The following is a 21,050-nucleotide window of genomic DNA, read 5'->3' as shown; positions in this document are numbered from 1 at the left end:
TTATGAGCCCGTGGCTGATGGTGCCAGCAGGCCTGGTCCTTACTTTCTTTTGGGGTGGGCTCTGGGTCGGGGGGTAACGATTGCTCCTGTATCCGGGCAGATAAAGGACTAAAGCAATGCCTGTGCCATCCACCTTGTGGCGAGGGAGCTTGCTCCCGCTGGGCTGCGCAGGGGCCCCAAAAAGGAATCAGACCGCTGCGCACTGGAGCGCTGTCCCGGTCCAGCGGGCCCAAGCTCCCGCGCCACCGATGCGGCCCTATCGCCTCAAAACGGTGCACTGATTACTTGAACTTTGCACCAGCCCGGTTCTTCTAAACTGCTTCAAATGCCAGCACGGAGCACGGATGTGCCCAGAATCATCTCACCCGACACCCCGGAATCGAGCCTGACCGACCACAGCGAACACAACGCTAAGATTTTCGGTTCGCCCAAGGACCGTCTCGACTTTTACCGGCGTGAAATCCAGTACGAAACCAGCATCCTGGCCAACCGCACCGACGCCTACCTCACGGCCCAGTCATTCCTGGTGATCGCCTTCGTGTCCGGCATGGGCAACCTGAACCCCGAATGGGGCAAGCTGTTCACCCTGGTGGTGCCCGTGTTCCTGGCGACCCTGGGCATTCTCAGTTCCCTCAACGCCTGGCCGGGGATTCGGGCGGCCTACGAAATCATCGACCACTGGCATTACAAGCAGAGCGAACTGCTGCGCAGCGAGCCGGTCATGGGCCTGGCCTACGATGAGTCGCCACTGTTCAGTGAGATGGAGTCGTCCCACAAGGGCTATCGCAAGTCGCTGTTGTTCTCGATGCGCGCGCCCTGGCTGTTCATGGTGTTCTGGGTGATGCTGGGGGCCTACGCGTTTTACATCCAGGTGGACAATCCCGGCTCATAAGCAATTGGAACTTCACCGACCCGCACGGGACCTTACCTTTACGCAGTCTGCGTTTTCCAACAGAGGTGAGCCATGAGCACAGACAACGACCCGCAAACCAGCAACCGTAACGATCCCGCCATCGACCGCGGCGAACCGGCCCCCGGCACCGCGGCCGACGCGCCAAAAGACCCCAAGCCTGCCAGCGACCCCAAGGCCAAGGAAAACGACTACAGTCCAGACTTCAAGCCCGAGCGCGAGCCCAAGCCTGAAACCGATGCCGATATCGATACCCAAGGCGGTTAGAGGAGACGGTGATGTCAGTTGAAATAGACGAAGACGATGAACTCAATGACCCGGGCAATGAAGACCCGGGTTCATTGATGGATGATGCCGAAGTACCGCTTAACGACCTGGATGATGCCGCTGACGTCGGCAACACTGAAAACCAGGAGTAGACGTCATTGTTGTGCCTGGGCACGTCGTTCATACCACGCCAGCATCGGCTGCGTGCTGAGACCATGAACCACGATGCTCAGGGCAATGACTGACAGCGTCAGGTTCACCGCGACCGCACTGCTGGTGCCCACCAGCCCGTGGTTGATGGCATAGAACAGGTAGTAGATGCTGCCGATCCCGCGAATCCCGAACCAGCCCACCAGCCCGCGCTGATGGCGATTCAGCAAGCTGCCCCAGGGTATCGACAGCACGCTGAGGGGGCGAATCACGCAAAACAGCGCCGCCCCCACCGCCAGCGCCCGCCAGTCCCAATGGCTGACCAGCACCACGCCCAGCAAGGTCACCAGGAACACTTCCATCGAACGCTCCACCAGCCCACCAAAGGCGAGCATGTCGCCCATCATCACCCCGGCGGCGATTTGCGTGTCCTGCAGTTGCCCGACATCGCCATGCAACGCATGCTCCGGCTCAACTTCCATGTGGCCAACCACCGGCTGTGCCAGATGTTCCGCCGGGGTTTGTGAGTTGCCGGTGGACTTGAACTCGGCCTGGCGCAGCCCCAGGCCGGCGGCAAATACCGACAGGAAGCCGTAGCCGCCGATGGCTTCGGCCACCACATAGGCGAGGGCGATCAGGGCCAGCGTCAGGTAGTCATTCGGTGACAGGGTGCTGTCGGCATTGGTGATACGCATCTTCAGGGTGACGCGACCGATGCCACGCCCCATCCAGTAGCCCACGAGCAACCCGGCAGGTACGGCCCAGAGCAGGTTTTTCAGCACCCAGCCGCCCAGCCAGTCACCGTCGAACCCGCCGTGCTGCATGAAAATCAGCGCAAAGATCACGAACGGGAAGGCCGTGCCGTCGTTCAAGCCTGCCTCACCGGAAAGACCGAAGCGCAGCGCGTCATAATCCTGCGCGTTATTGACCTGCACCAGGCCCGCGAGCACCGGGTCGGTGGGCGCAAGAATCGCCCCCACCAGCAGTGAAACCCCCCACGACAACCCCAGCAGCCAATGCAGCACCAGGCACGTCCCGAGGATGGTCAAGAGCATCACCGGCCCGGCCATGCCAAACGCAATGCGCCAGGTTCGGTGCTTGAGGGGCAGGCGCAGTTTCAGCCCGCTGACGAACAGCGAAAACAGCACCGCGACTTCCGTCAGGTGTTCCATCCAACTGGCCGAGGCCTTGATGTCCAGATGCAGCAGGTCCATGCCCAGCGGGCCGATACACACGCCGAGCAACAGGCACACCGCCGAGGTGGTGACCGGCATCCAGCGCAGGTAGGAGGAGGTGAGGGCGAGGGTGAGCAACACCGCGCCCAGTACGGCCATCCATTGGATGAAGGTCATTGAATAGTCCCGGGCATGGTCTGTGTGAACGTTTGAGGTTTGCCGGGAGAGAGAGGTTCAAAAAACGCGCATTGACTGCTCGGACAATGCGCGGTTTGTCAGGTCGCCAGGCGTGTTACGTTGGCATTGAGGGTGCTGTTTGGGGTGAAGGAGAAGGTGAACCCCGAGTCGAGAAACTTTTGCAGCCCGTCATTATCAAGACTGAATACCGTTGCACCGACCGATTGATCAAGAGTGCCAGTGGCATCGAACATGGCTTTGTCCAGGCCGGCTTGGTTGGTGTTGTAGATATAGAGCTTTCCATCACTGCTCTTTTGAATATAGGCGGTGTGTACGATATTGCCGTCTGCTTTATTGCTCATGAAATTGATAACGCCTGATTCGGTAATGTCCGCGGGCCTGAATACGGCGCTGGTATTCTCCGCGGTAATACCCATCAGATCCTTGTAGCGTTGCGTGTAATTGGAATCCCCGCTCCTGACCACACTGCCCAGCACGGCCTCGCGAGTTTTCAACGGGAGTGCATTGTCTGCCATCCCGACGAACATGGTTTTTTCGTAGCAGATTGTCCCGGTGTATCCCGTTTTGGCATGGAGCTTCTCCAGTTTGTCGCGAAGCGCTTCTACGGGCACGGCGTCAGCTTTGAAATTTTCCAGCGGCTCGCCAAAGGGCTGTCTGGTTTTCACATTCAAGGCGTGCCAATTACCGGTGGCGTCATCAAACTTCGCAAACACCTTGGCTTCTTCGGTCGCATTGGCCGCCTTGTAAGTGCCTTCGGCAATGCCGGGCTTTTTCGCCAGTGACGTCAGGTCGACACTGCGCAAGGCGCCACGCAGATGATTGACGCCGTTACGTCCAGCGGTCAGCGTGGTGCGCCCCAGCTTCAATGCACTCCGGGCCAGATCATCAGCCCCGCTCAACGGATTGAAACTCCCCAGCGCCGCGCGCCCGACAATCTTCGCGCCCTGGGCGAACTTGCTGAAAGCCGATGCGCCGGCGGCCACGGCCTTGGCCCCCCTGGCTGCCGCACCGAGGCCCACGGCAAACCCAAATATATCCAGGGCCAGGTCGCCGACACCTTCGCCGATGTTGCCGTTTTGAAAGTTGACGATTGCCGACCTCAAGGGGATCAGGTTGAGGAGGAATTCATTGACTTTCTTGTAAAAGGGAACCTCGGTATCAAGCGTGGTGACCCCCTCGGCCTCTTTTTTGAATGACCGGATATCAACATCCGTCACCATGGCATCGGCAATATAAGACGTTCGGGCACTGCCAAAGCTCTTGGGGTTGGCGTCCTGGATTTTTTCATCCGTCAACCCGGGTGCGTACTCGCCCGAAGGTATGACTTCTTCCAGGTCTTTATGGTAATGGGTGTGGTTGGAAGGCTGTTTGCCTGCCGTGAAGTCACCCAGGTCCGTACGCTCGGTAATCTTCGCGGTCCTGAGATTGATTTCGTAGGTGTGCACCTGGTTTTTGCGCCTGGTTTTCACCAGCAGGCAATTGTCTTCGGGCACCCGCTTGCGGGTTTCCTTGCCAAAGTTGTCCTTATCGACGTCGACTTCCCTGACCACTGTGATTTCGCCGTATTCCAGGTTTTTACGGTCTTCTTCAGGGAGCCGCGAAACCATCCACTTGACCTGGGCCGCGACGCTTTTTTCGATGCCGTCGGCGTATTCCCCGAACGCGTCCTGGAACACGTTCGGCATACTTGGCAGGTCTTTGGTTTTTTCCAGCACCTCGCTGAGGTTCAACGTACTGGATGAGGTCACCCACTGATTGTCAGCGGGGGGCGGGGGCCCAATTCCAAGTACCCCTACGGCCGGTGGTTCTTCGACGCCAGGTCGATGGTGAAGCGCGTCCTTCATATACAAGTCGAGGATCGAATAAGGCCCCGGGAAATCGCTATGGGCGGGTTCCAGCGTGATGCTCTTGTCTTCCAGGGTTGCCGTATCCATGCCTGGCAGGGCTTTGCGCAACTGCTCCAGGGCCATTTCCTTGCGTAATGGCATCGGCATGCTCTGTGTTTGACTGGCCGCGCTCAGCTCGGTGATCTGCGCATCGAATGCATCGCGTACATCATTCATTTGGCCTTCGGTCACCGGATACGGCATACCGTTCGCGCTTCCCCAATCCTTGAGCGCCTCTTGCTGGGCGGCATATTCGACATAACGCTCCTGGGCGGAGACCGGCGCGACCTCAGCGTGGAGCATGACCTGCCCATAGGACATCCCTGCGGTTGAACCCGGAGACTGCGCTTCGATGCGTTCTACCGCGGTGACAAAACTGACCCAACTATGGGAACCCGGGGTGACCTGGTCCGGGATGTCTTTAACCAGGAACTCCGGAGCGCGGGTGGAGAGCAGCAGATGCGCTTGTAGCGCCGCTGCCTCGGGTGACGATGCCTTGCCGGTGCTGACAAGATGTTCGGCCAACCGGCTGACGATACCGGAGGCGGGTTTGCCCCAGGTACTGTTCCCGGTCACGGCAAAACCGGCGATGTGATGCCTGGACCTGGGGTCTGTCGCGCGGAACGAGTTGTCTTTGTCCACACTCATGGCTGCCAACAGCCAATCAGTGGCACTGCCTTTGATGGACTGCGCGTCAAATTTTGCCTGGAGGGCCTCGCCCAACGCCTTGCCCTTGGGGGAGCGGATCAGCGAGTCGAGCACCCGCTGCGGGTCAGCCAGCTCGGAAGGCGTGAACGACTTGCCCTGCATGAGGTATTCCACTACGTTCCTGGCGCCGTTCAAATCAACGTCGCCGATCTTGCCGCGGCGCAGGTCGGACCGCAGCTGATTCGCCGCCTCGGGCGCAAGCGGGGGCTGCCATTCCAGCGCACCGCCATAATTGCCATGGAGCGGCGTCTGGAGTTCAGGCCTGAGCAGATAATTCGTCAGGTTCTCCACCTCCTCGGGCGTGGTTGGCACGTCCCAGCCATTGATCTCAAGGAATTCCTTGAGGCTAATGGTGCTCCCTGAGTCGGTGCTCCCGACCTGGCGGTAAGCGCTGTCGGGGTGAAGCTCGACTTTATTCTTTTGCAGGTAGTCGAGAACGTCACCGCTCCCAATGCTGCCCGATCGAATCCGCTCAAGCAGGTAATTGAGTTCACGCCCCACGGTGTTCAGCGTCTGGGTATTGCCCACCAGGGCTTTCTGGCGCTCAACCTCATCCTCACCACGGGTTTCGTGCAGGTCCGCAAAACGCGGGCCGCTCACGCCGGTAAAAGCTTTGTCGCGCGCCAACTCATCTGCACGCTCGTGGGCATGATCCGGCAGGATATGTTCTTGCTCTTTGTAGAATTGGCTCACCAACCACAGGGGGGCACTGTTGCTGTTTTGGGAGAGCGGCGGTTTGAAGGGGATCGGGTTACCGTCGCCGATAACGCGTGCGGCGTCCCTGACCTGTGCGCCCACCTGCGCCCAGCCTTTGTCATCGGGGCCGTTGGGTTGCGCGGCGGCGGAGGGCCTTCGCTGGTAGGTGATCTTCCCGGTATTGGGGTCAATCATCACTGAATTGGGGTTTATCCCGTTTTCCCTCATCCAGTCACGGACTTGCGGGGACTCCATGGCACGCCCCAACTGCGACCACCACTGCCCGAACGTTGAGTTCGGCGGAATGTTCTCGACCATGATCGCGTCGTCATGGCCGTCGCCCTTGACCTGACGCAGCGCGCTGGCTACCTGGCCTGCCAGTTCACCGTCGGCATCGGCACGCGGGCTGGGGATCCTGGTCCCGGGGGAGCCTGGCGCGGCATTTTCCGGCGCTGCGGCCAGGAGCCGCGCCGGGGGAAGCGGCTTGTCAGGTGCGTTCAAAGGAATGAAAGAAGCCGTAGCCTGAGTAGGAGCAATTGTCATAGGAGGGGATCCGGTAATTTATCGAGTACACCCAAGCAGCGCTTCGCTCCAGCGGGTGTAACTCTTCGTACCCGATGCCCCCTCAGCGATTCCATCCCACTGGCATGCAGATTGATACGGCGTTTTACGCGCCCATGCTAAGGGTGCGCCGCGGTCCTCAGCCGAATCATGTCGATCAGTTGGCGCAATCCCGGCTGCGACTGACGCCGGCTGGGGTAGTACATGCACAGCGGCGCGCCGATGCAGGCCCAGTCGGGCAGCACTTCCACCAGGCGCCCGTCGGCCAGTTCCGCCAGCACGCGATTCTCCAGGCAGTAGGCGATACCCACGCCTTGCAGGGCCGCATCAACGATGGTCTGGGTGTCGGCCGCGCTGAAGTGGCCGGGCACATCGAGCCGCTGCTGGCGTACGCCATTGCCCAGTTCCCATTTGTAGGTGGTCTTGTCGCCCAGGTACATGCGTACACAGGAGTGCGTGAGCAAGTCCCTGGGCACTGCGGGTGTCCCTGCCTGTGCGAGGTAGGCCGGGGAGGCGACCATGATCCAGCGCAGCTCGCCGGTCAGCGGCACGGCCACCATGTCCTGGGGCACCGTGGCGCCATAGCGGATCCCTGCGTCGTAGCCCTCTGCGACGATGTCGAGCATGCGGTCCTCGATCATCACGTCCAGGCGCAGTTGCGGGTAGGTGCGGGTGAACTCGCCGAGCACCGGCGAAATCAGCAGCACCGCGGCATCCCGGGGTACGTTCAGGCGCAGGCGGCCAATCGGCGCCTCGCGGTACAGTTCGAGGGTGTCGAGGCCGTCCTGGATCGTCGCAAAGCCGGCACTGAGTTTTTCCGCCAGTACCACACCGGCATCGGTAGGCTCTACGGCGCGGCTGGTGCGATACAGCAATTTGACCCCCAGGCGCGTTTCCAGGTTGCGCATGGTGTGGCTCAGGGCCGAGGTGGTGACGCCAAGTTCATTGGCGGCATGCCGGAAACTGCGGCGACGGATGATCGCCATGAAGACATTCAGGTCGGCCAACTCGGAGCGATTGAACGCAGCCATATCAAGCACCTTTTATGGGGTTTGGGTTGCACGCGGCGTTGAGCCCGATTCAACCACGGATGATCTAGAGTAATCGTTTTTTTACTGATTGTTTCTGGCGGAGGCTTTTTCATGAGTATCGAAACCATCAAGATCCCGGGCATCGACAAGGCCGTCTCGCGGATTGCCCTGGGCACCTGGTCCATGGGTGGCTCGATGTGGGGCGGCGCCGATAATGAGGTCTCGGTCAAGACCATTCGCCATGCGCTGGCCAGCGGCATCAACTTTATCGACAGTGCGCCGGTCTACGGCCTTGGGCTGTCGGAAGAACTGATCGGCCGGGCCCTGCGCGGCGTACGCCACACGGCGGTGATCGCCACCAAGGCCGGGTTGCAATGGGACGACGGCACGGTGCGCCGCAATGCCACGGCCCGACGTATCCGCAAGGAAATCGAAGACTCACTGCTGCGCCTCGAAACCGACTACATCGACCTCTACCAGATTCACTGGCCCGACCCGTTGGTAGCTCAGGAGGAAACCGCCGGCGAGCTGGAAAAACTGCGCCGTGAAGGCAAGATCCTTGCCGTGGGGGTGAGCAATTATTCGCCTGCGCAAATGGACGATTTCCGCCAGTACACGCACCTGGACACCGTGCAGCCGCCCTACAACCTGTTTGAGCGGGCGATCGACAGCGATATCCTGCCGTACGCCAAGCAAAATTCACTGGTGGTTTTGGCTTACGGTTCGCTGTGCCGGGGTTTGTTGAGCGGCAGCATGCACGCGGCCACGGGTTTTACCGGGGATGACGTGCGCAAGCTCGACCCGAAATTCAAGGCGCCACGCTTTGAGCAGTACCTGGCGGCGGTCGCGGCATTGGACGTGTACGCTCGCGAATGCCACGGCAAGTCTGTGCTGGCCCTGGCGTTGCGCTGGGTGCTGGACCAGGGCCCCACGGTTGCACTGTGGGGCGCCCGCCGGCCGGAGCAGCTCAAAGGCGTTGAAGATGCGTTCGGCTGGCAGCTCACGGCCGATGACCTGCAACATATCGACCGTATTCTGGCCAGCACGATAAAAGACCCGGTAGGGCCGGAGTTCATGGCCCCGGCCCAGCGTTAACCTTTGCGACAGGGATGTCTTGCAGCTGCAAAACACAAAAGACATTCCTTTGGCGTTGAGGTTTTTGGCATGAAGCGCGGTCCCTTGTTCAAGATCATGGGTGGTTTGCTGTGTGTGGTGGCGGTGGCAGCCGCCTGGAAATGGCGCGGCAATCCCGATGTGCTGTGGCAGATCGTCAGCCGTCAATGCGTGCCCGACCAGAACCAGCACCAGAATCCGCGCCCCTGCCTCGAGGTTGATCCGGACAAGGGGTTCGCGCTGCTCAAGGACCTCAACGGCCCGTACCAGGACTTACTGATCCCCACCGATAAAGTCACCGGAATCGAAGACGTCGCGCTGGCCCGGGACTTGTTGCCGCATTACTTTGCCCAGGCCTGGAAACACCACGATGTACTCTCGGCCGGCCTGCAAACACCGATTGCCGACCGTTATGTATCCCTGGCGATCAACTCGCGGTATGGCCGCACGCAAAACCAGTTGCACATTCATATCGCCTGCCTGCGCCCCGACATTTTCAACACCCTCAATGAACGCGCGGCAACCCTCGACGAGCACTGGCAAACCCTGCCGGTAAAACTGCAGGGGCATACCTACAGTGCCCGTACGTTGTCGGCGGTGGAATTCGACCTGCGCGACCCATTGGCCATCCTGAATGACTACGTGCAGGCCCAGGGCGATGCCATGGCCAGTTACAGCTTGCTGTTGGCACCGGCGGCGAACGGCAACTTCGTACTGTTGACCACGCGGTTGACGCTCAAGGAATGGAACCTGGCCTCCGCCGAAGAACTGCAGGACCGCCAATGCAACCTGATGGGCAAACCACCACAACGACCTGTTTTAGCTGTTAACGACATCCGGTGAAGTTTGCCGTTGAACGAGTGTTCAGTTTCAATTATGTTGGCTGCACCCCCTGCCTGGTAACAGGCGGGCTTGCGCTTTTTCTGATTGAACGAGAGGCACTGGCATGCGGTTTTCACCTTTTGTCGAGCGAATTGCAGGGCAGGGCGTAGCCGCCTGGGACATCCACCACGCCGCCTTCCAGGCCAGCAGCAAAGGCGAAGACATCATCATCCTGAGTGTGGGCGATCCGGATTTCGCCACACCCTCGTTCATCACCGACGCCGCCGTCGAGGCCCTGCGCCAGGGCGACACCCACTACACCGAAATCCCCGGCCGCCCGGCACTGCGCGATGCCATCGCCGCGCGCTACAGCCAGTCCCTGGCTCGCCCGCTCGACGCTGAAAACGTCATCACCGTGGCCGGTGCGCAGAACGCCTTGTTCGTCACCTCGCTGTGCCTGTTGCAGGCCGGTGATGAAGTGATCGTGCTCGACCCGATGTACGTCACCTACGAAGCGACCCTCAAGGCCAGCGGCGCAACGCTGGTGCGGGTGCCGTGTTCCGCCGACTCGGGCTTTCGCCTCGACCCGGCACTGCTGGCTGCCGCCATTACGCCTCGCACCCGGGCGATCTTCTTCTCCAACCCCAACAATCCCACCGGCGTTGTCCTCAACCCTCAGGAATTGCAGGTGATCGCCGACCTGGCGATCGAGCATGAACTGTGGATCGTGGTGGACGAGGTCTACGAAAGCCTGGTGTTCGATGGCGAATACCATAGCCTGGCCGCGTTGCCGGGCATGGCCGATCGCTGCATCGTGATCGGCAGCCTGTCCAAGTCCCATGCCATGACCGGCTGGCGCATCGGCTGGATCGTCGCCGCGCCTGCGATGGTGGCCCACGCGGAAACCCTGGTATTGAGCATGCTCTACGGCTTGCCGGGGTTCGTGATGGAGGCCGCGACCGCCGCCGTGCTGGCCCACGATGAAGTCACCCAGGGCATGCGCGAAACCTACCGCCGTCGCCGCGACCTGGTGGTAGCAGGCCTCGGCGGTTGCCCGGGCATTCACGTGCGGGCCCCGCAGGCAGGCATGTTCGTGTTGGTGGATGTGCGGGACACCGGCCTCGGCTCCCTGGATTTCGCCTGGCGGCTGTTCCGCGAAGCAGGGGTTTCCGTGCTGGATGCCGCGGCCTTCGGCGAGCCGGCCCAGGGTTTTGTGCGGCTGTCGTTTACCCTGGGTGAAGCGCGACTGGCCGAAGCCTGTGAACGTATCAGCCGCTTCGTCGCCAAGCTCGTCGGAGAACCGCGAATCGAGCCTGCGGCGAAAATCATCAGCGTACAGCCGGTGGCGGCGAAGAAGATGATCGAGGTGCTCGATCTGCACAAACGCTTTGGCAATATCGAGGTGCTCAAGGGCATCTCCCTGACCGCCCACGAAGGCGAGGTGATCTCGCTGATCGGCGCCAGCGGCTCGGGCAAAAGCACCTTGCTGCGCTGCATCAACATGCTCGAAGTGCCGGACCAGGGCAGCATCCACGTCGACGGTGAAAGCATCAAGCTCAACTACGGCCGGCCCGGCGCACCGCTGGTGGCCGACGCCAGGCAACTGGTGCGGATTCGCTCGACACTCGGCATGGTGTTCCAGAACTTCAACTTGTGGCCCCATCGCACCGTGCTGGAGAACCTGATCGAAGCGCCGACCCAGGTGCTGCGCGAAAGCCGGGCCGAAGCCATCGAGCGCGCCGAAGCCTTGCTCGACCGGGTTGGCCTGGCCGCCAAGCGCAATGAATACCCGGCGTTCCTCTCCGGCGGCCAGCAGCAGCGGGTGGCCATCGCCCGAGCCCTGGCCATGCGCCCCAAAGTCATGCTGTTCGACGAACCCACCTCGGCCCTCGACCCGGAGCTGGTGGGCGAAGTCCTGCGGGTGATTCGCTCCCTGGCCGAAGAAGGCCGCACCATGATCCTGGTGACCCATGAAATGGCGTTCGCCCGGGATGTGTCATCCAAAGTCGCGTTTTTGCATCAAGGCCTGATCGAGGAAACCGGCTCGCCGGACTCGGTGTTTATCGACCCACGCAGTGAACGTTGCCGGCAGTTCGTCAACGCGCATCAAACTCGCTAACTCCAAAAAAAGACGGGGCAAGATCATGAAATCCAAACGATTGGCAAAGTGGTTGAGCAGTGCTGTGTTGATACTGGCGGCAGGTACTGCGTTGGCGGCGGAGAAACCCATTGTGTTCGCGGTGGCGGCAGAACCCTACCCACCGTTCACGGTGAAGGGCGGCAACGGGGAGTGGTCCGGCTTTGAGGTGGACCTGATTCACAAGCTCTGCGGCTTGATGAAGGCTGAGTGCCAGATCAAGGAAGTGGCCTGGGACGGGATTATTCCGTCGCTGCTGGCGAAGAAAATCGACGTGATTTTCTCCTCGATGTCGGTCACCGAAGAGCGCGAAAAACAGATCGCGTTCAGCCGCGCCTACTACGATTCGCTGCTGGGCATTGCCGGCCCCAAGGGCACCACCGTCGAAGTCTCGCCGGCAGGGCTGAAGGGCAAGATCATCGGCGTGCAGATCTCCACGGTCAGCGCCAACTACCTGAAGAAGTACTACGAGAACATTGCTGACCTGAAGTACTACGATACCCAGGAATCGGCCAACGCCGACCTGATTGCCGGGCGCACCGACCTGATGATGGCCGACGGCGTCGCCATCGCCATGATGGTCAAGACGCCTGAGGCCCAGGGCCTGGCCGAAATCGCCGAAGTGCCTTATGACCCGATCATCGGCCGCGGCGTGGGGGCTGGCCTGCGCAAGGAAGACACCGAACTCAAGGCCCGGCTCGACAAGGCCATCGGTGAGTTGCTGGTGAGCAAGGACTACGCCGACCTGTCCCAGAGCGTGTTTGGGGTATCGGTCAGCCCGTGCAAACGCGCCGACACGCCTGCCTATGTGAGCAAAGTCTGCGATAGCCCCTACACAAACTAATCCGGTAGAAAGGGAGTGCTTGTGGCGAGGGAGCTTGCTCCCGCTGGGGTGCGAAGCGCCCCCAAACAATGGGCCTGCTACGCAGTCCAGCGGGAGCAAGCTCCCTCGCCACAGCAAGCTCCCTCGCCACAGGGTCACCGCGTGTAATCGAAATAGGGAGCCGCGATGTTCGATCTACTCAGCTTCAGCGAACAAGGTTGGGGCAACGCATTGCTCAAGGGGTTATGGATGACCCTGCAGATCTCCGCCGGCTCGTTTGCGGTGGGGCTGCTGATCGGCCTGGTGGTGGCCTGCGCCAAGCTCAGTGCACCGCGCCCGATAGCCATGCTGATGCGCGGCTACACCACGGTGTTTCGCGCGGTGCCCGAGTTGCTGCTGATCCTGCTGCTGTATTACGCAGGCTCGATGGGCCTCAACGCATTGATGCTGTGGCTGGGGTTTGCGCAGTTCAACATCAGCGGCCCGCTGGTAGCGGTCCTGGTACTGGGGCTGGTGCAAGGCGCGTACGCCTCGGAGATTTTCCGCGCGGCGATCCTCGCGATTCCCCATGGCCAGATCGAAGCGGCGCGGGCGTTTGGCTTGAGCGGTTTTGGCCTGTTCCGTCGGGTGACCCTGCCGATCATGGCGCCATACGCCCTGGCGGGGATGTCCAACCTGTGGATCAATCTGATCAAGGACAGCGCGCTGATCAGCGTAGTGGGCACCAACGAACTGCTGTACACCGCCAAACAGGCGGCGGGCTCGACCCGGCATTACCTGTTGTTCTACCTCACGGCCGCCGCCTTGTATTACCTGGTGACACTGGCCTCCAACTACCTGTCCGGGCGCCTGGAGCGACGTATTCGTCGCTGGATGCCGGTTGTCGAGTGAGCCGCACATGCCTGAGTGGATAAGTTATTACGCAGGACTGATCGCCAAGGGCTTGCAGACGACGCTGTCGCTGCTGGTGATCTCGGCAGTGCTCGGCTTCGCCCTGGCGGTGCTGGTAGCGCTGGCGCGGCTGTCCCGGCGCAAGTGGCTGGCCCGTTGCGCACTGGGCTACACCAGTGTGCTGCGGGGCACGCCGTTGCTGATCCAGATCTACATCTTCTATTACGGCCTGGGCAGCCTGTTTGCCCAGTTCCCGATGATTCGCGGGAGTTTCCTCTGGCCGTTCCTGCGGGACGGTTACTGGTACATCGTGTTCGCCCTGGTGTTGTCGGTGGGCGCGTACGTCGGTGAAGTGATTCGCGGCGGGCTGCTGGCCGTGCCCAAGGGTGAAATGGAAGCCGCCTCGGCGTTCGGCATGACGCCACGCCAGGCACTGTTGCGGGTGCGCCTGCCACGGGCCATGCGCCTGCTGCTGCCGACCCTGGCGGGGGAGACGGTGATGCTGCTCAAGTCCACGGCGCTGGCCTCGACCATTGCCGTGGTCGACCTGCTTGGCGCCGCCAACGTGGTACGCGCCCAGACCTTGCAGATCTACCAGCCGCTGCTGCTGGTGGCCGGGGTCTACCTGTGCCTGACCTTTTTGATTGAAGCCCTGTACGCCATTGCCGAGCGACGCGGCACACCGTTGCGCAGGTCTGCCGGATGAAAACCGATCGCTCGTTGCAAGGGATTGCCCTGTGCTCGCTGGCCTATGCGTTCCTGGCGCTGCAGGACGCCGGGATCAAATGGCTGGTGGCCGACTATTCAGTGTTCACCATCCTGTTCTGGCGCAGCCTGGTGGTGGTCGCCGCGTGCGTGATCGCCGGGCGAATGGGTTTGCTCAAGCGAGCCTGGCACTCGGTCAGCCGCAAGCTGTTGATCATCCGCGGCCTGCTGTCGCTGCTGGCCTGGCTGCTGTACTACACCGCCGCCAGAGACCTGACCCTGGCGGAAATGACCACGCTGTATTTTTCCGCACCGATCATGGTCACGTTGCTCGCGGCATTGATCCTCAAGGAGCGCGCCAGTCGCGGCCAGTGGATTTCGCTGATCATCGGCTTTGTCGGCGTGGTGATCGCTTGTCGCCCCAGCAACATGCTCGATCCGTTGCCAATCGCCCTGACATTGGCGGCAGCACTGTGCTGGGCGTTTACCTATATCCAGTTGCGCCAGGTGGACGACAACACCTCGGTGCTGGAGCAGATGCTGATCACCAATGTGGTGTTTGTAATCTGCATGGCGCTGACGCTGCCCTGGACCCACACGCCATCGCCGACCCCGGCATGGCTGGGCATGCTCGGCGCGGGGCTGGTGGGCGGGATTGGCCAGTTCCTGCTGTTTGCGAGCTTCCGCCGGGCCACGGCGACGCTGCTGGCGCCGTTTGAATACACTGGTTTGATCTGGGCGTTCCTGCTGTCGAGCCTGGTCTGGGGCACGGTGATGGACGTGTCGCTGATTTTCGGCGCCGTGCTGATCGCCATCAGCGGCACCCTGGCCATGCTCAGCGCCCGGCACCCCGTGTCACAGGATGTGGTCGGCGCCGAATGCTCCGTGACGCAGCCCCTGTATCCAGCAACGGCAGATGTGCAGCCCGTTGGCGGGGCTGAAGGTGCCGGGGTTGAGGCACCACTCGAGCCAGAGTCCGTCGAGCATCGCCGATAAGCCGATGGCGGCCAGGCGCGTGTCGTGGATCACGAAGCCTTCGCTCTCGGCCAAGTCGTCGAGCAACTGGCGGATCAGTTCGAGGTAGGCGCGGTAGCTTTTTTCATGGGAGTCATTCACGTGGTTCGAGTGGCGGATCAGGCTCCAGAACACCACCCAGACGCCCAACAGTTTCGGGTCCATGACCCGCGAGGAAAACGAACCGGCGAGGAATGCATCGAGCCGCGCGGCAGGGCCCACGGCCTGGTCGACTTCCTGCCACAGGGCGGTGGTCAGTTCGCTGGCGAGTTTGTGGTAGGTCTCGGCGATCAGTGCATCGATGCTGCCGAAATGGTGATTGAGCAACCCCACCGAAACCCCGGCTTCAGCGGCGATGCGCCGCACGGAAATGCCGGCATGCCCGTCACGGGCGAGGCTGGTGAGGGTGGCGGCAATCAACAGGTCGCGACGGTCTTCGGCCACAGGCACACCCTCGGTGAAGATACATGGTTGAACGTGTGTTCAATATATACCTGCAGAACCAACAAGAGGAGGGCAACGGCATGGCAAAAGACCTTTCGTGGCAAGTCCCCGGGGATTCCGGGAACACCCTGCACATTGGCGCCTGGCGCTTCGAGGGTGACGGCGACGGCCCTCGGGTGCACCTGCAGGCCGGTGTGCATGCCGATGAAATCGCCGGGATGCTGGTGTTGCATCAACTGCTGCCGCGTTTGCAGGCCTGCCAGGATCAGGGCCGGCTCAAGGGCACGGTGACGGTGGTGCCCCAGGCCAACCCGTTTGGCATTGGCCAGTTTCGCCAGGGGCGGTTGTTGGGGCGGTTTCACGAAGCCACCGGGCAGAATTTCAACCGGGCGTTTGATCATTCATTGGCCATGGAGCGGCCGGCCAGCAACCTGGCGCAATGGCAGAAAAGCCTGGTGCAACTGGCCGCCGATGCTGACCTGGTGCTGGACCTGCACACCGATGATGAAGCCCTGCCATATCTCTACATCCACCGCAGCTTTTGGCCCGCGGGCCGGGCGCTTGCGGCGGCGTTGCAGGTGGATGTGGTGATTGTCTGGGACGAGGGTGGTGATGGGTCGTTTGAGGAGACCATCATTGATCATGGGCAGCCGCGGTTGGCGGCGACGATTGAATTGCGTGGGCAGGCGGATGTGAGTGATGCCCTGGCCGGGCAGGATGGTGATGGGATCTGGGGTTGGCTTTGTGCCAGTGGGGTGATTGATGAGGCGCCGGTGATTGCGCAATGGCACGGGCAGGTGGTGGATATGGGCTGCATGGAGACCATCCTGGCGCCGTGTGCCGGGGTGTTGGTGTTTGAGAAAGGTTTGGGTGAACAGGTGGAAAAGGGTGAGCGGTTTGCGCGGATTATTCGGCGGCCTGGGGATCCGGCTTCTGAGGTTGTGCTGCATGCGGCGCAAACCGGGCGGATGGTGACGGGGCATCGGGAGCGGCTGGTTTCACAGGGTTCGGTGGTGGCCAAGTTTACCGGGACGCGGTTGTCTGAGGGGTACAGCGGGGGGGTGTTGGATCCTTAGGCGGGAGTACATATCCGTTTCTTCGGTTATGGCTGGTATTGGTTCCGCTCTTACAGCGGCTCACTTTTGAACAGCGCAAAAGTAAGCAAAACGCTCTTGCCCCACCACTCGGCTCCTCGCTTAGGCTCGGAGTGCCCTCACTCCGGCTTTGGACCGTGGGCCGCCGTCATGGGCCATCCCTGGCCCAGGACGGCTAACCCGGCGTCCTGCCGGGTTACCCACGCTCCAAAGCCTGCGTTCGGCCAGCGTGGTTTAACGGGGCGCCCAAGATCAAAAGCAGATCAACAGCACAGCGGCCTACCGGCCGGCTTGAGTGTTGAAGAGCAAAATCAAAAGCTAAAGCGGGCACGGTCCACTTTAGGAGCTGGCTTGCCGGCGATGGCATCAACTGGGTGTACCTGATGCACCGAGGTGTCCGCATCGCCGGCAAGCCAGCTCCTACAGAAAAGCGGCTCTGCTTTCGCTCTGGTTTTTGATCTGGCTTTTAACACTCAGGTCGGCTCTCAGGCCGCCGTGCTCTTGCTTTTGATCTTGATCTTGCTCTGACTGCCCCAATAAGCCCGAGGCCGAACGCAGGTATTGCGGAGCGGGTAAACCGGCAGGACGCCGGTTTAGCCGCGCTGGGCCATGGATGGCCCATCGCGGCGGCCCGCGGAGTAATGCCGGAGTGAGGGAACGCCGAGCCTAGGCGAGGCGCCGACAGGCGGGGCAGAGCGCTTTGGTTACTTTGCCGCTTTTGCAAAGTGACTCGCTGTAAGAGCGAAACCATAAGCCGCCATTACCTAAATAACGGATATGCCCCCAAAATTCCGCCGATATTCGATCTCGAAAACCACGGCCCCCCTGGGACATCCCACCCGACAAGCGATCTCACTGCCACCCGCTGGTGCATGCTCTTGATTGCATGCAGCTTTTTGTAGCGAGGAAGCTCGCTCCCGTTGACCCGCATGGCAGGCCAAACAGCCTAATCAATAGCAAGCTAGCTAATTGGCGCATTAATTGCCTTGAAATATGGCAATTAGACATCACTCCGGAGTCCGCCATGAGCAGCCTGTCGAGCAGCACGATGCAGTTATCTTCCGCCGAGAAAAGCTGGCTGCCCTGGTGGGGCAAAACCGGCAAGTTCGCCATGGGCTGGTCCTGCCACCTCAACCGCGCGGTGTACCCGGTGATGGAGCAAACCTTCGAGGCCATTGCCGAAACCCGGGTCAAACTCCTGCAAACCTGGACCCGCGAACAGTGGGAACACCTCAACGAACTGGCCACGACACTGGCCCGCGATTCCGTGCTCACCGACAACAGCCTGCTGCTGGAAAAACTGCACCAGGCCGGGGATTTCTCCGAGCTGTTTATCGTCGACCCAAAGGGCGAATTACTGGCGAGTACCTGGAGCCAGGCCAGTCACCGCGCGCTCAATCAACAAGCCCTGGCCGCCGGGCTCAAGGCGCCATTCCTCCACGGTCCCTACAGCGACCCGCTGACCTTGCAGATCGGCCCTTCGTCTTCGCGCTTCCATGACGAAGTGACCCTGATGTTCTACCAACCATTGACCCGCGAGGGCAGGGTGGTCGGCTGCCTCTGCGGTCGGGTGCCCAACGACATACTCGGGGATTTGATCCAGCGCGAGGCCGGGCATATCTTCCCCGAGTCCGGCGATAACTACCTGTTCATGGTGCAATCGCGCTTCGACCCGGCGCTGCAGCCGGGCATTGCGCTGTCCCGCTCACGCTTCGAGGACGGCACCTTCACCCACGGTGAAAATCTCAAGAGCGGCGTGCACACACCCTGGAAAACCGTACAGATCCAGCGCCATACCGAACTGGAATTGCGGTTTATCGACCCCGCCACCCAACAACTGCACCCCGGCGTGCGGGAAACCATCCGCAAGGGCTCGAATCTGTTTGTCACCTATCCCGGCTATTCCGACTACCGTCACATCCCGGTGGTGGGCAAGGGCGTGACCTTCGAACTGCCGGGCTCGCCGGATCGCTGGGGCATGATGTGCGAGGCCGACCTGGAAGAGGTCTACCGCCGGCGCTCCCTGAGCCACGGCTTGATGAAGCCCTATCTGGCGACCATGGCCGGCCTGTTTGCCTGCAACTTCCTGGTCCGTCACTACAGTGGTTTGCCCGCCGCCTGGACCGATGCGTGCGAGGTGCTGAGCATGGTCGTCGCGGCCTTGCTGTTCAGCCGCCTGGGCCCCAGGCGCCTGGCCGCACGCCTGAATGAAATGACCGAGGTCATCCGCACCATTGCCGAAGGCGAGGGCAACCTGCGCCAACGCCTGGACAGCGGGCGCATGGTCAACGACGAAACCGGCGACATGAGCCGCTGGATCAACAGCTTCATCGACCGCCTGGATTCGGTGGTCGGCCAGGTGGTCAAGGCCAGCCACAGCGTTGGCAACACCAACCAATTGATGCTCGGCCGCAGCGAGGCGGCCGGGTTGATGTCCCATGAAGTGGCCGACGCCACCCACCGCATGATGATCATCGTTGAAGAGCAACTGGGAGAAATCCAGCAAGCCTCGGTGAGCGCCGAGCAAATGAAGCAGGCCATGGACGAGGTGGTCAGCCGGGCCCGCGAGCAATTCCTCGCGGTACAGGTCGGCACCCAGTCGATTCGCGATGTGGTGCAGCGCTCCTCGGAAAGCGTGCAACTGCTGGACAGCCGCATGGCACAGATCAGCAACATCACCGGGTTGATCAGCGACATCACCAACCAGACCAACCTGCTGGCCCTGAATGCGGCCATCGAAGCGGCGCGGGCAGGCGAGCATGGCCGCGGTTTTGCGGTGGTGGCCGACGAAGTCCGCACCCTGGCGTCACGCACTTCCAACGCAGCGGAAGACATTCGCCAGATGGTCGAGGGCCTGCAAGGCGAAACCCGCAAGGCCGTAGGCTTCATGGAAAACGGCGTGACCAACGTCGACAGCAGCCTGCGCCTGGCCGAGGACGCCTCCTCGGAGAACGTGCACCTGCACCAGGCGGTGGAGAGCATGTTCAGCATCATCCAGCAGCTCAACGCCCGCAGCCTCGACTATGGCAAGACCATCAAGCAGGTCAGCCACTCTTCGGAGCAAATGCGCCTGACCGTAGGGGTGTTGCAGACCAGCGCGGAAACCGTGCGGGTCAATGCCAACAAGTTGCAGAAGCTGGTGGGGTTGTTCGAAGTCAGTGAGGCTGCGGCCTGACCAGGCTGCGCTTATCCAGCAGCAGGCGCTCCAGCTCCTTCATCGGCAAAGGCCGGCTGAACAGATACCCCTGGATCTGATCGCAGCCGGCTTCCCGCAGAAACTCCAGCTGCGCCTGGGTTTCCACGCCTTCGGCCACCACTCGCAGCTTCAGGCTGTGGGCCAGTTCGATGATGGTGCGGGTGATAGCCGCGTCCTGCGGGTTGCTGGTGACTTCGCGGATAAACGCGATATCGATTTTCAGCGTATCAATCGGGAACCGCCGCAGGTAGGCCAGGCTGGAATAGCCGGTGCCGAAGTCGTCGATGGAGATCTTCACCCCCATCGCCCGCAGGCGCTGCAAGCTGGCGATGGTGTGCTGGGTGTTCTCCATCAGCGAGCCTTCGGTCAATTCAACTTCCAGCCAATGCGCTTCCACGCCGGCCTGGGCGAGGGACTGGGCGATATCGGCAATCAGGTCACCCTCGATCAATTGATGCCCCGAAACGTTGACCGATACCTCCACCGCGCCCACCGTGCCGGATTGCCACGCTGCGATCTGGCGGCACACGTTGTCGATCACCCAACGCCCGAGCGTGACGATCAAGCCCTGGCTTTCCAGGATCGGTATGAAGACCGCTGGAGACACCGCACCGTAACCGGGCCGGTCCCAGCGCAGCAGGGCCTCGAGGGCGCACACCTGACCGTTGGCCAGTTCGACCTTGGGTTGGTAATGCAGCACGAATTCTTCGCGCTCGACCGCCAGGCGCAGGGCTTTTTCCAGGTCCAGGCGCGCCAGATCATGCACATTCAACCGCGAGGACTCATTTTGGTGGTGTTGAAGTTGCTGCTCCAACAACTGGCTATGGTTTTTCAACCGATCGCCGTGGGCCTTGAGCCGCAGCAGGTTGCGTACCCGTAGCCACAACTCGACCCGCTCCACCGGCTTGCTGATGAATTCTTCAGCACCGGTTTCCAGGCCACTGAGCCGCGCGCTGGACTCACTCAATGCCGAAAGCATGATGATCGGAATGTTCGCCGTGGCCTGGTTGCCCTTGAGCTGGTTGGCCACTTCATAGCCGTCCATGCCCGGCATCATGATGTCCAGCAGGATTAAGTCCGGCGGCCGCTGCGCCACCAACTGCAAGGCTTCTTCACCACTGGCGGCGCTCACGGTCTGGTAACCCTCGTGGCGCAGCAGGGTTTCCAGCAGCTTGCGCACCTGGATTTCATCATCAACGATCAACAGCGTTGCGGGTTGGCTGGCCATG

16 protein-coding genes and 1 pseudogene are annotated in these 21,050 nt (G+C 61.4%); 12 read left to right on the top strand and 5 right to left on the bottom strand.

What is annotated here, in order from left to right; all coding sequences use genetic code 11:
* Positions 1-346 precede the first annotated feature (346 nt).
* The 3 genes from C0058_RS16600 to C0058_RS32810 all read left to right on the top strand — a co-directional run bounded on the left by C0058_RS16600 (position 347) and on the right by C0058_RS32810 (position 1,329).
* Positions 347-892 carry a hypothetical protein gene (locus C0058_RS16600; RefSeq protein ID WP_003217074.1) on the top strand — a complete coding sequence of 182 codons (546 nt, stop codon included), beginning with the start codon at positions 347-349 and terminating at the stop codon, positions 890-892.
* A gap of 72 nt (positions 893-964) precedes the next feature.
* Entirely contained in the window at positions 965-1,177 is a 213-nt protein-coding gene (locus C0058_RS16595) for a hypothetical protein (RefSeq protein ID WP_003217072.1), read from the top strand.
* A gap of 11 nt (positions 1,178-1,188) precedes the next feature.
* Positions 1,189-1,329 carry a hypothetical protein gene (locus C0058_RS32810; RefSeq protein WP_003217070.1) on the top strand — a complete coding sequence of 47 codons (141 nt, stop codon included), beginning with the start codon at positions 1,189-1,191 and terminating at the stop codon, positions 1,327-1,329.
* Between the two features lie 3 nt (positions 1,330-1,332).
* Here C0058_RS32810 and C0058_RS16590 read toward each other — a convergent pair whose 3' ends face one another.
* The 3 genes from C0058_RS16590 to C0058_RS16580 all read right to left on the bottom strand — a co-directional run bounded on the left by C0058_RS16590 (position 1,333) and on the right by C0058_RS16580 (position 7,582).
* Entirely contained in the window at positions 1,333-2,679 is a 1,347-nt protein-coding gene (locus C0058_RS16590) for a sodium:proton antiporter (protein WP_102369108.1), read from the bottom strand.
* 98 nt (positions 2,680-2,777) lie between these two features.
* Positions 2,778-6,533 carry a hypothetical protein gene (locus C0058_RS16585; protein WP_256579481.1) on the bottom strand — a complete coding sequence of 1,252 codons (3,756 nt, stop codon included), beginning with the start codon at positions 6,531-6,533 and terminating at the stop codon, positions 2,778-2,780.
* 137 nt (positions 6,534-6,670) lie between these two features.
* Positions 6,671-7,582: a LysR family transcriptional regulator gene (locus C0058_RS16580; RefSeq protein ID WP_087692315.1), complete on the bottom strand. Its 912-nt coding sequence runs from the start codon at positions 7,580-7,582 to the stop codon at positions 6,671-6,673.
* 111 nt (positions 7,583-7,693) lie between these two features.
* On the opposite strand from C0058_RS16580, the gene C0058_RS16575 reads away from it, so the two are divergent.
* From C0058_RS16575 to C0058_RS33065, 7 genes are all read left to right on the top strand, one after another.
* Positions 7,694-8,677, top strand: a complete 984-nt coding sequence (locus C0058_RS16575) for an aldo/keto reductase (protein WP_003217060.1) — start codon at positions 7,694-7,696, stop codon at positions 8,675-8,677.
* Between the two features lie 69 nt (positions 8,678-8,746).
* Positions 8,747-9,538, top strand: coding sequence for a CDP-diacylglycerol diphosphatase (locus C0058_RS16570; protein ID WP_102369106.1), 792 nt, complete (start codon positions 8,747-8,749; stop codon positions 9,536-9,538).
* Between the two features lie 103 nt (positions 9,539-9,641).
* Complete coding sequence (locus C0058_RS33165) at positions 9,642-11,636, top strand: aminotransferase class I/II-fold pyridoxal phosphate-dependent enzyme (RefSeq protein WP_102369105.1); 1,995 nt, start codon at positions 9,642-9,644, stop codon at positions 11,634-11,636.
* Positions 11,637-11,661: 25 nt separating this feature from the next.
* Positions 11,662-12,498, top strand: coding sequence for a transporter substrate-binding domain-containing protein (locus tag C0058_RS16560; protein WP_102369104.1), 837 nt, complete (start codon positions 11,662-11,664; stop codon positions 12,496-12,498).
* 165 nt (positions 12,499-12,663) lie between these two features.
* The gene (locus tag C0058_RS16550; protein ID WP_003217052.1) at positions 12,664-13,368 is read left to right on the top strand and encodes an ABC transporter permease; all 705 of its coding nucleotides are present in this window, start codon (positions 12,664-12,666) and stop codon (positions 13,366-13,368) included.
* 7 nt (positions 13,369-13,375) lie between these two features.
* Positions 13,376-14,074, top strand: coding sequence for an ABC transporter permease (locus C0058_RS16545; RefSeq protein WP_003217050.1), 699 nt, complete (start codon positions 13,376-13,378; stop codon positions 14,072-14,074).
* The gene (locus C0058_RS33065; protein WP_008433732.1) at positions 14,071-15,069 is read left to right on the top strand and encodes a DMT family transporter; all 999 of its coding nucleotides are present in this window, start codon (positions 14,071-14,073) and stop codon (positions 15,067-15,069) included. Before C0058_RS16545 ends, C0058_RS33065 begins: the two co-directional genes overlap by 4 nt.
* Here the strand turns inward: C0058_RS33065 and C0058_RS16535 are convergent.
* Positions 15,025-15,453, bottom strand: a pseudogene (locus C0058_RS16535) (TetR family transcriptional regulator C-terminal domain-containing protein); the annotation flags it as partial. The gene C0058_RS33065 and the pseudogene C0058_RS16535 sit on opposite strands and share 45 nt — an antisense overlap.
* A 158-nt stretch (positions 15,454-15,611) precedes the next feature.
* On the opposite strand from C0058_RS16535, the gene C0058_RS16530 reads away from it, so the two are divergent.
* Together C0058_RS16530 and C0058_RS16515 are read left to right on the top strand one after the other, a co-directional pair.
* A complete protein-coding gene (locus tag C0058_RS16530; protein WP_102370273.1) occupies positions 15,612-16,607 on the top strand; it encodes a succinylglutamate desuccinylase/aspartoacylase family protein in 996 nt (331 codons plus the stop codon).
* A 904-nt stretch (positions 16,608-17,511) separates the two neighbouring features.
* Positions 17,512-19,800 carry a methyl-accepting chemotaxis protein gene (locus C0058_RS16515; protein ID WP_371857001.1) on the top strand — a complete coding sequence of 763 codons (2,289 nt, stop codon included), beginning with the start codon at positions 17,512-17,514 and terminating at the stop codon, positions 19,798-19,800.
* Here C0058_RS16515 and C0058_RS16510 read toward each other — a convergent pair.
* Positions 19,781-21,049, bottom strand: a complete 1,269-nt coding sequence (locus C0058_RS16510) for an EAL domain-containing response regulator (RefSeq protein WP_003209700.1) — start codon at positions 21,047-21,049, stop codon at positions 19,781-19,783. The genes C0058_RS16515 and C0058_RS16510 overlap by 20 nt on opposite strands.
* Between the last annotated feature and the right edge of the window lies 1 nt (position 21,050).

The organism is Pseudomonas sp. NC02 (assembly GCF_002874965.1).
In the GTDB taxonomy this organism is placed as follows: Bacteria; Pseudomonadota; Gammaproteobacteria; order Pseudomonadales; family Pseudomonadaceae; genus Aquipseudomonas.
This window is presented reverse-complemented; position numbering and strand designations above follow the sequence as displayed.

What these genes read in the sequence shown, in the direction of transcription:
- C0058_RS16515 (WP_371857001.1), top strand. Translation starts at nt 17,512, where the DNA reads ATGCAGCTTTTTGTAGCGAGGAAGCTCGCTCCCGTTGACCCGCATGGC.
- C0058_RS16585 (WP_256579481.1), bottom strand. Translation starts at nt 6,533, where the DNA reads ATGACAATTGCTCCTACTCAGGCTACGGCTTCTTTCATTCCTTTGAAC.
- C0058_RS16580 (WP_087692315.1), bottom strand. Translation starts at nt 7,582, where the DNA reads ATGGCTGCGTTCAATCGCTCCGAGTTGGCCGACCTGAATGTCTTCATG.
- C0058_RS16590 (WP_102369108.1), bottom strand. Translation starts at nt 2,679, where the DNA reads ATGACCTTCATCCAATGGATGGCCGTACTGGGCGCGGTGTTGCTCACC.
- C0058_RS32810 (WP_003217070.1), top strand. Translation starts at nt 1,189, where the DNA reads ATGTCAGTTGAAATAGACGAAGACGATGAACTCAATGACCCGGGCAAT.
- C0058_RS33065 (WP_008433732.1), top strand. Translation starts at nt 14,071, where the DNA reads ATGAAAACCGATCGCTCGTTGCAAGGGATTGCCCTGTGCTCGCTGGCC.
- C0058_RS16570 (WP_102369106.1), top strand. Translation starts at nt 8,747, where the DNA reads ATGAAGCGCGGTCCCTTGTTCAAGATCATGGGTGGTTTGCTGTGTGTG.
- C0058_RS16595 (WP_003217072.1), top strand. Translation starts at nt 965, where the DNA reads ATGAGCACAGACAACGACCCGCAAACCAGCAACCGTAACGATCCCGCC.
- C0058_RS33165 (WP_102369105.1), top strand. Translation starts at nt 9,642, where the DNA reads ATGCGGTTTTCACCTTTTGTCGAGCGAATTGCAGGGCAGGGCGTAGCC.
- C0058_RS16510 (WP_003209700.1), bottom strand. Translation starts at nt 21,049, where the DNA reads ATGGCCAGCCAACCCGCAACGCTGTTGATCGTTGATGATGAAATCCAG.
- C0058_RS16545 (WP_003217050.1), top strand. Translation starts at nt 13,376, where the DNA reads ATGCCTGAGTGGATAAGTTATTACGCAGGACTGATCGCCAAGGGCTTG.
- C0058_RS16575 (WP_003217060.1), top strand. Translation starts at nt 7,694, where the DNA reads ATGAGTATCGAAACCATCAAGATCCCGGGCATCGACAAGGCCGTCTCG.
- C0058_RS16550 (WP_003217052.1), top strand. Translation starts at nt 12,664, where the DNA reads ATGTTCGATCTACTCAGCTTCAGCGAACAAGGTTGGGGCAACGCATTG.
- C0058_RS16560 (WP_102369104.1), top strand. Translation starts at nt 11,662, where the DNA reads ATGAAATCCAAACGATTGGCAAAGTGGTTGAGCAGTGCTGTGTTGATA.
- C0058_RS16530 (WP_102370273.1), top strand. Translation starts at nt 15,612, where the DNA reads ATGGCAAAAGACCTTTCGTGGCAAGTCCCCGGGGATTCCGGGAACACC.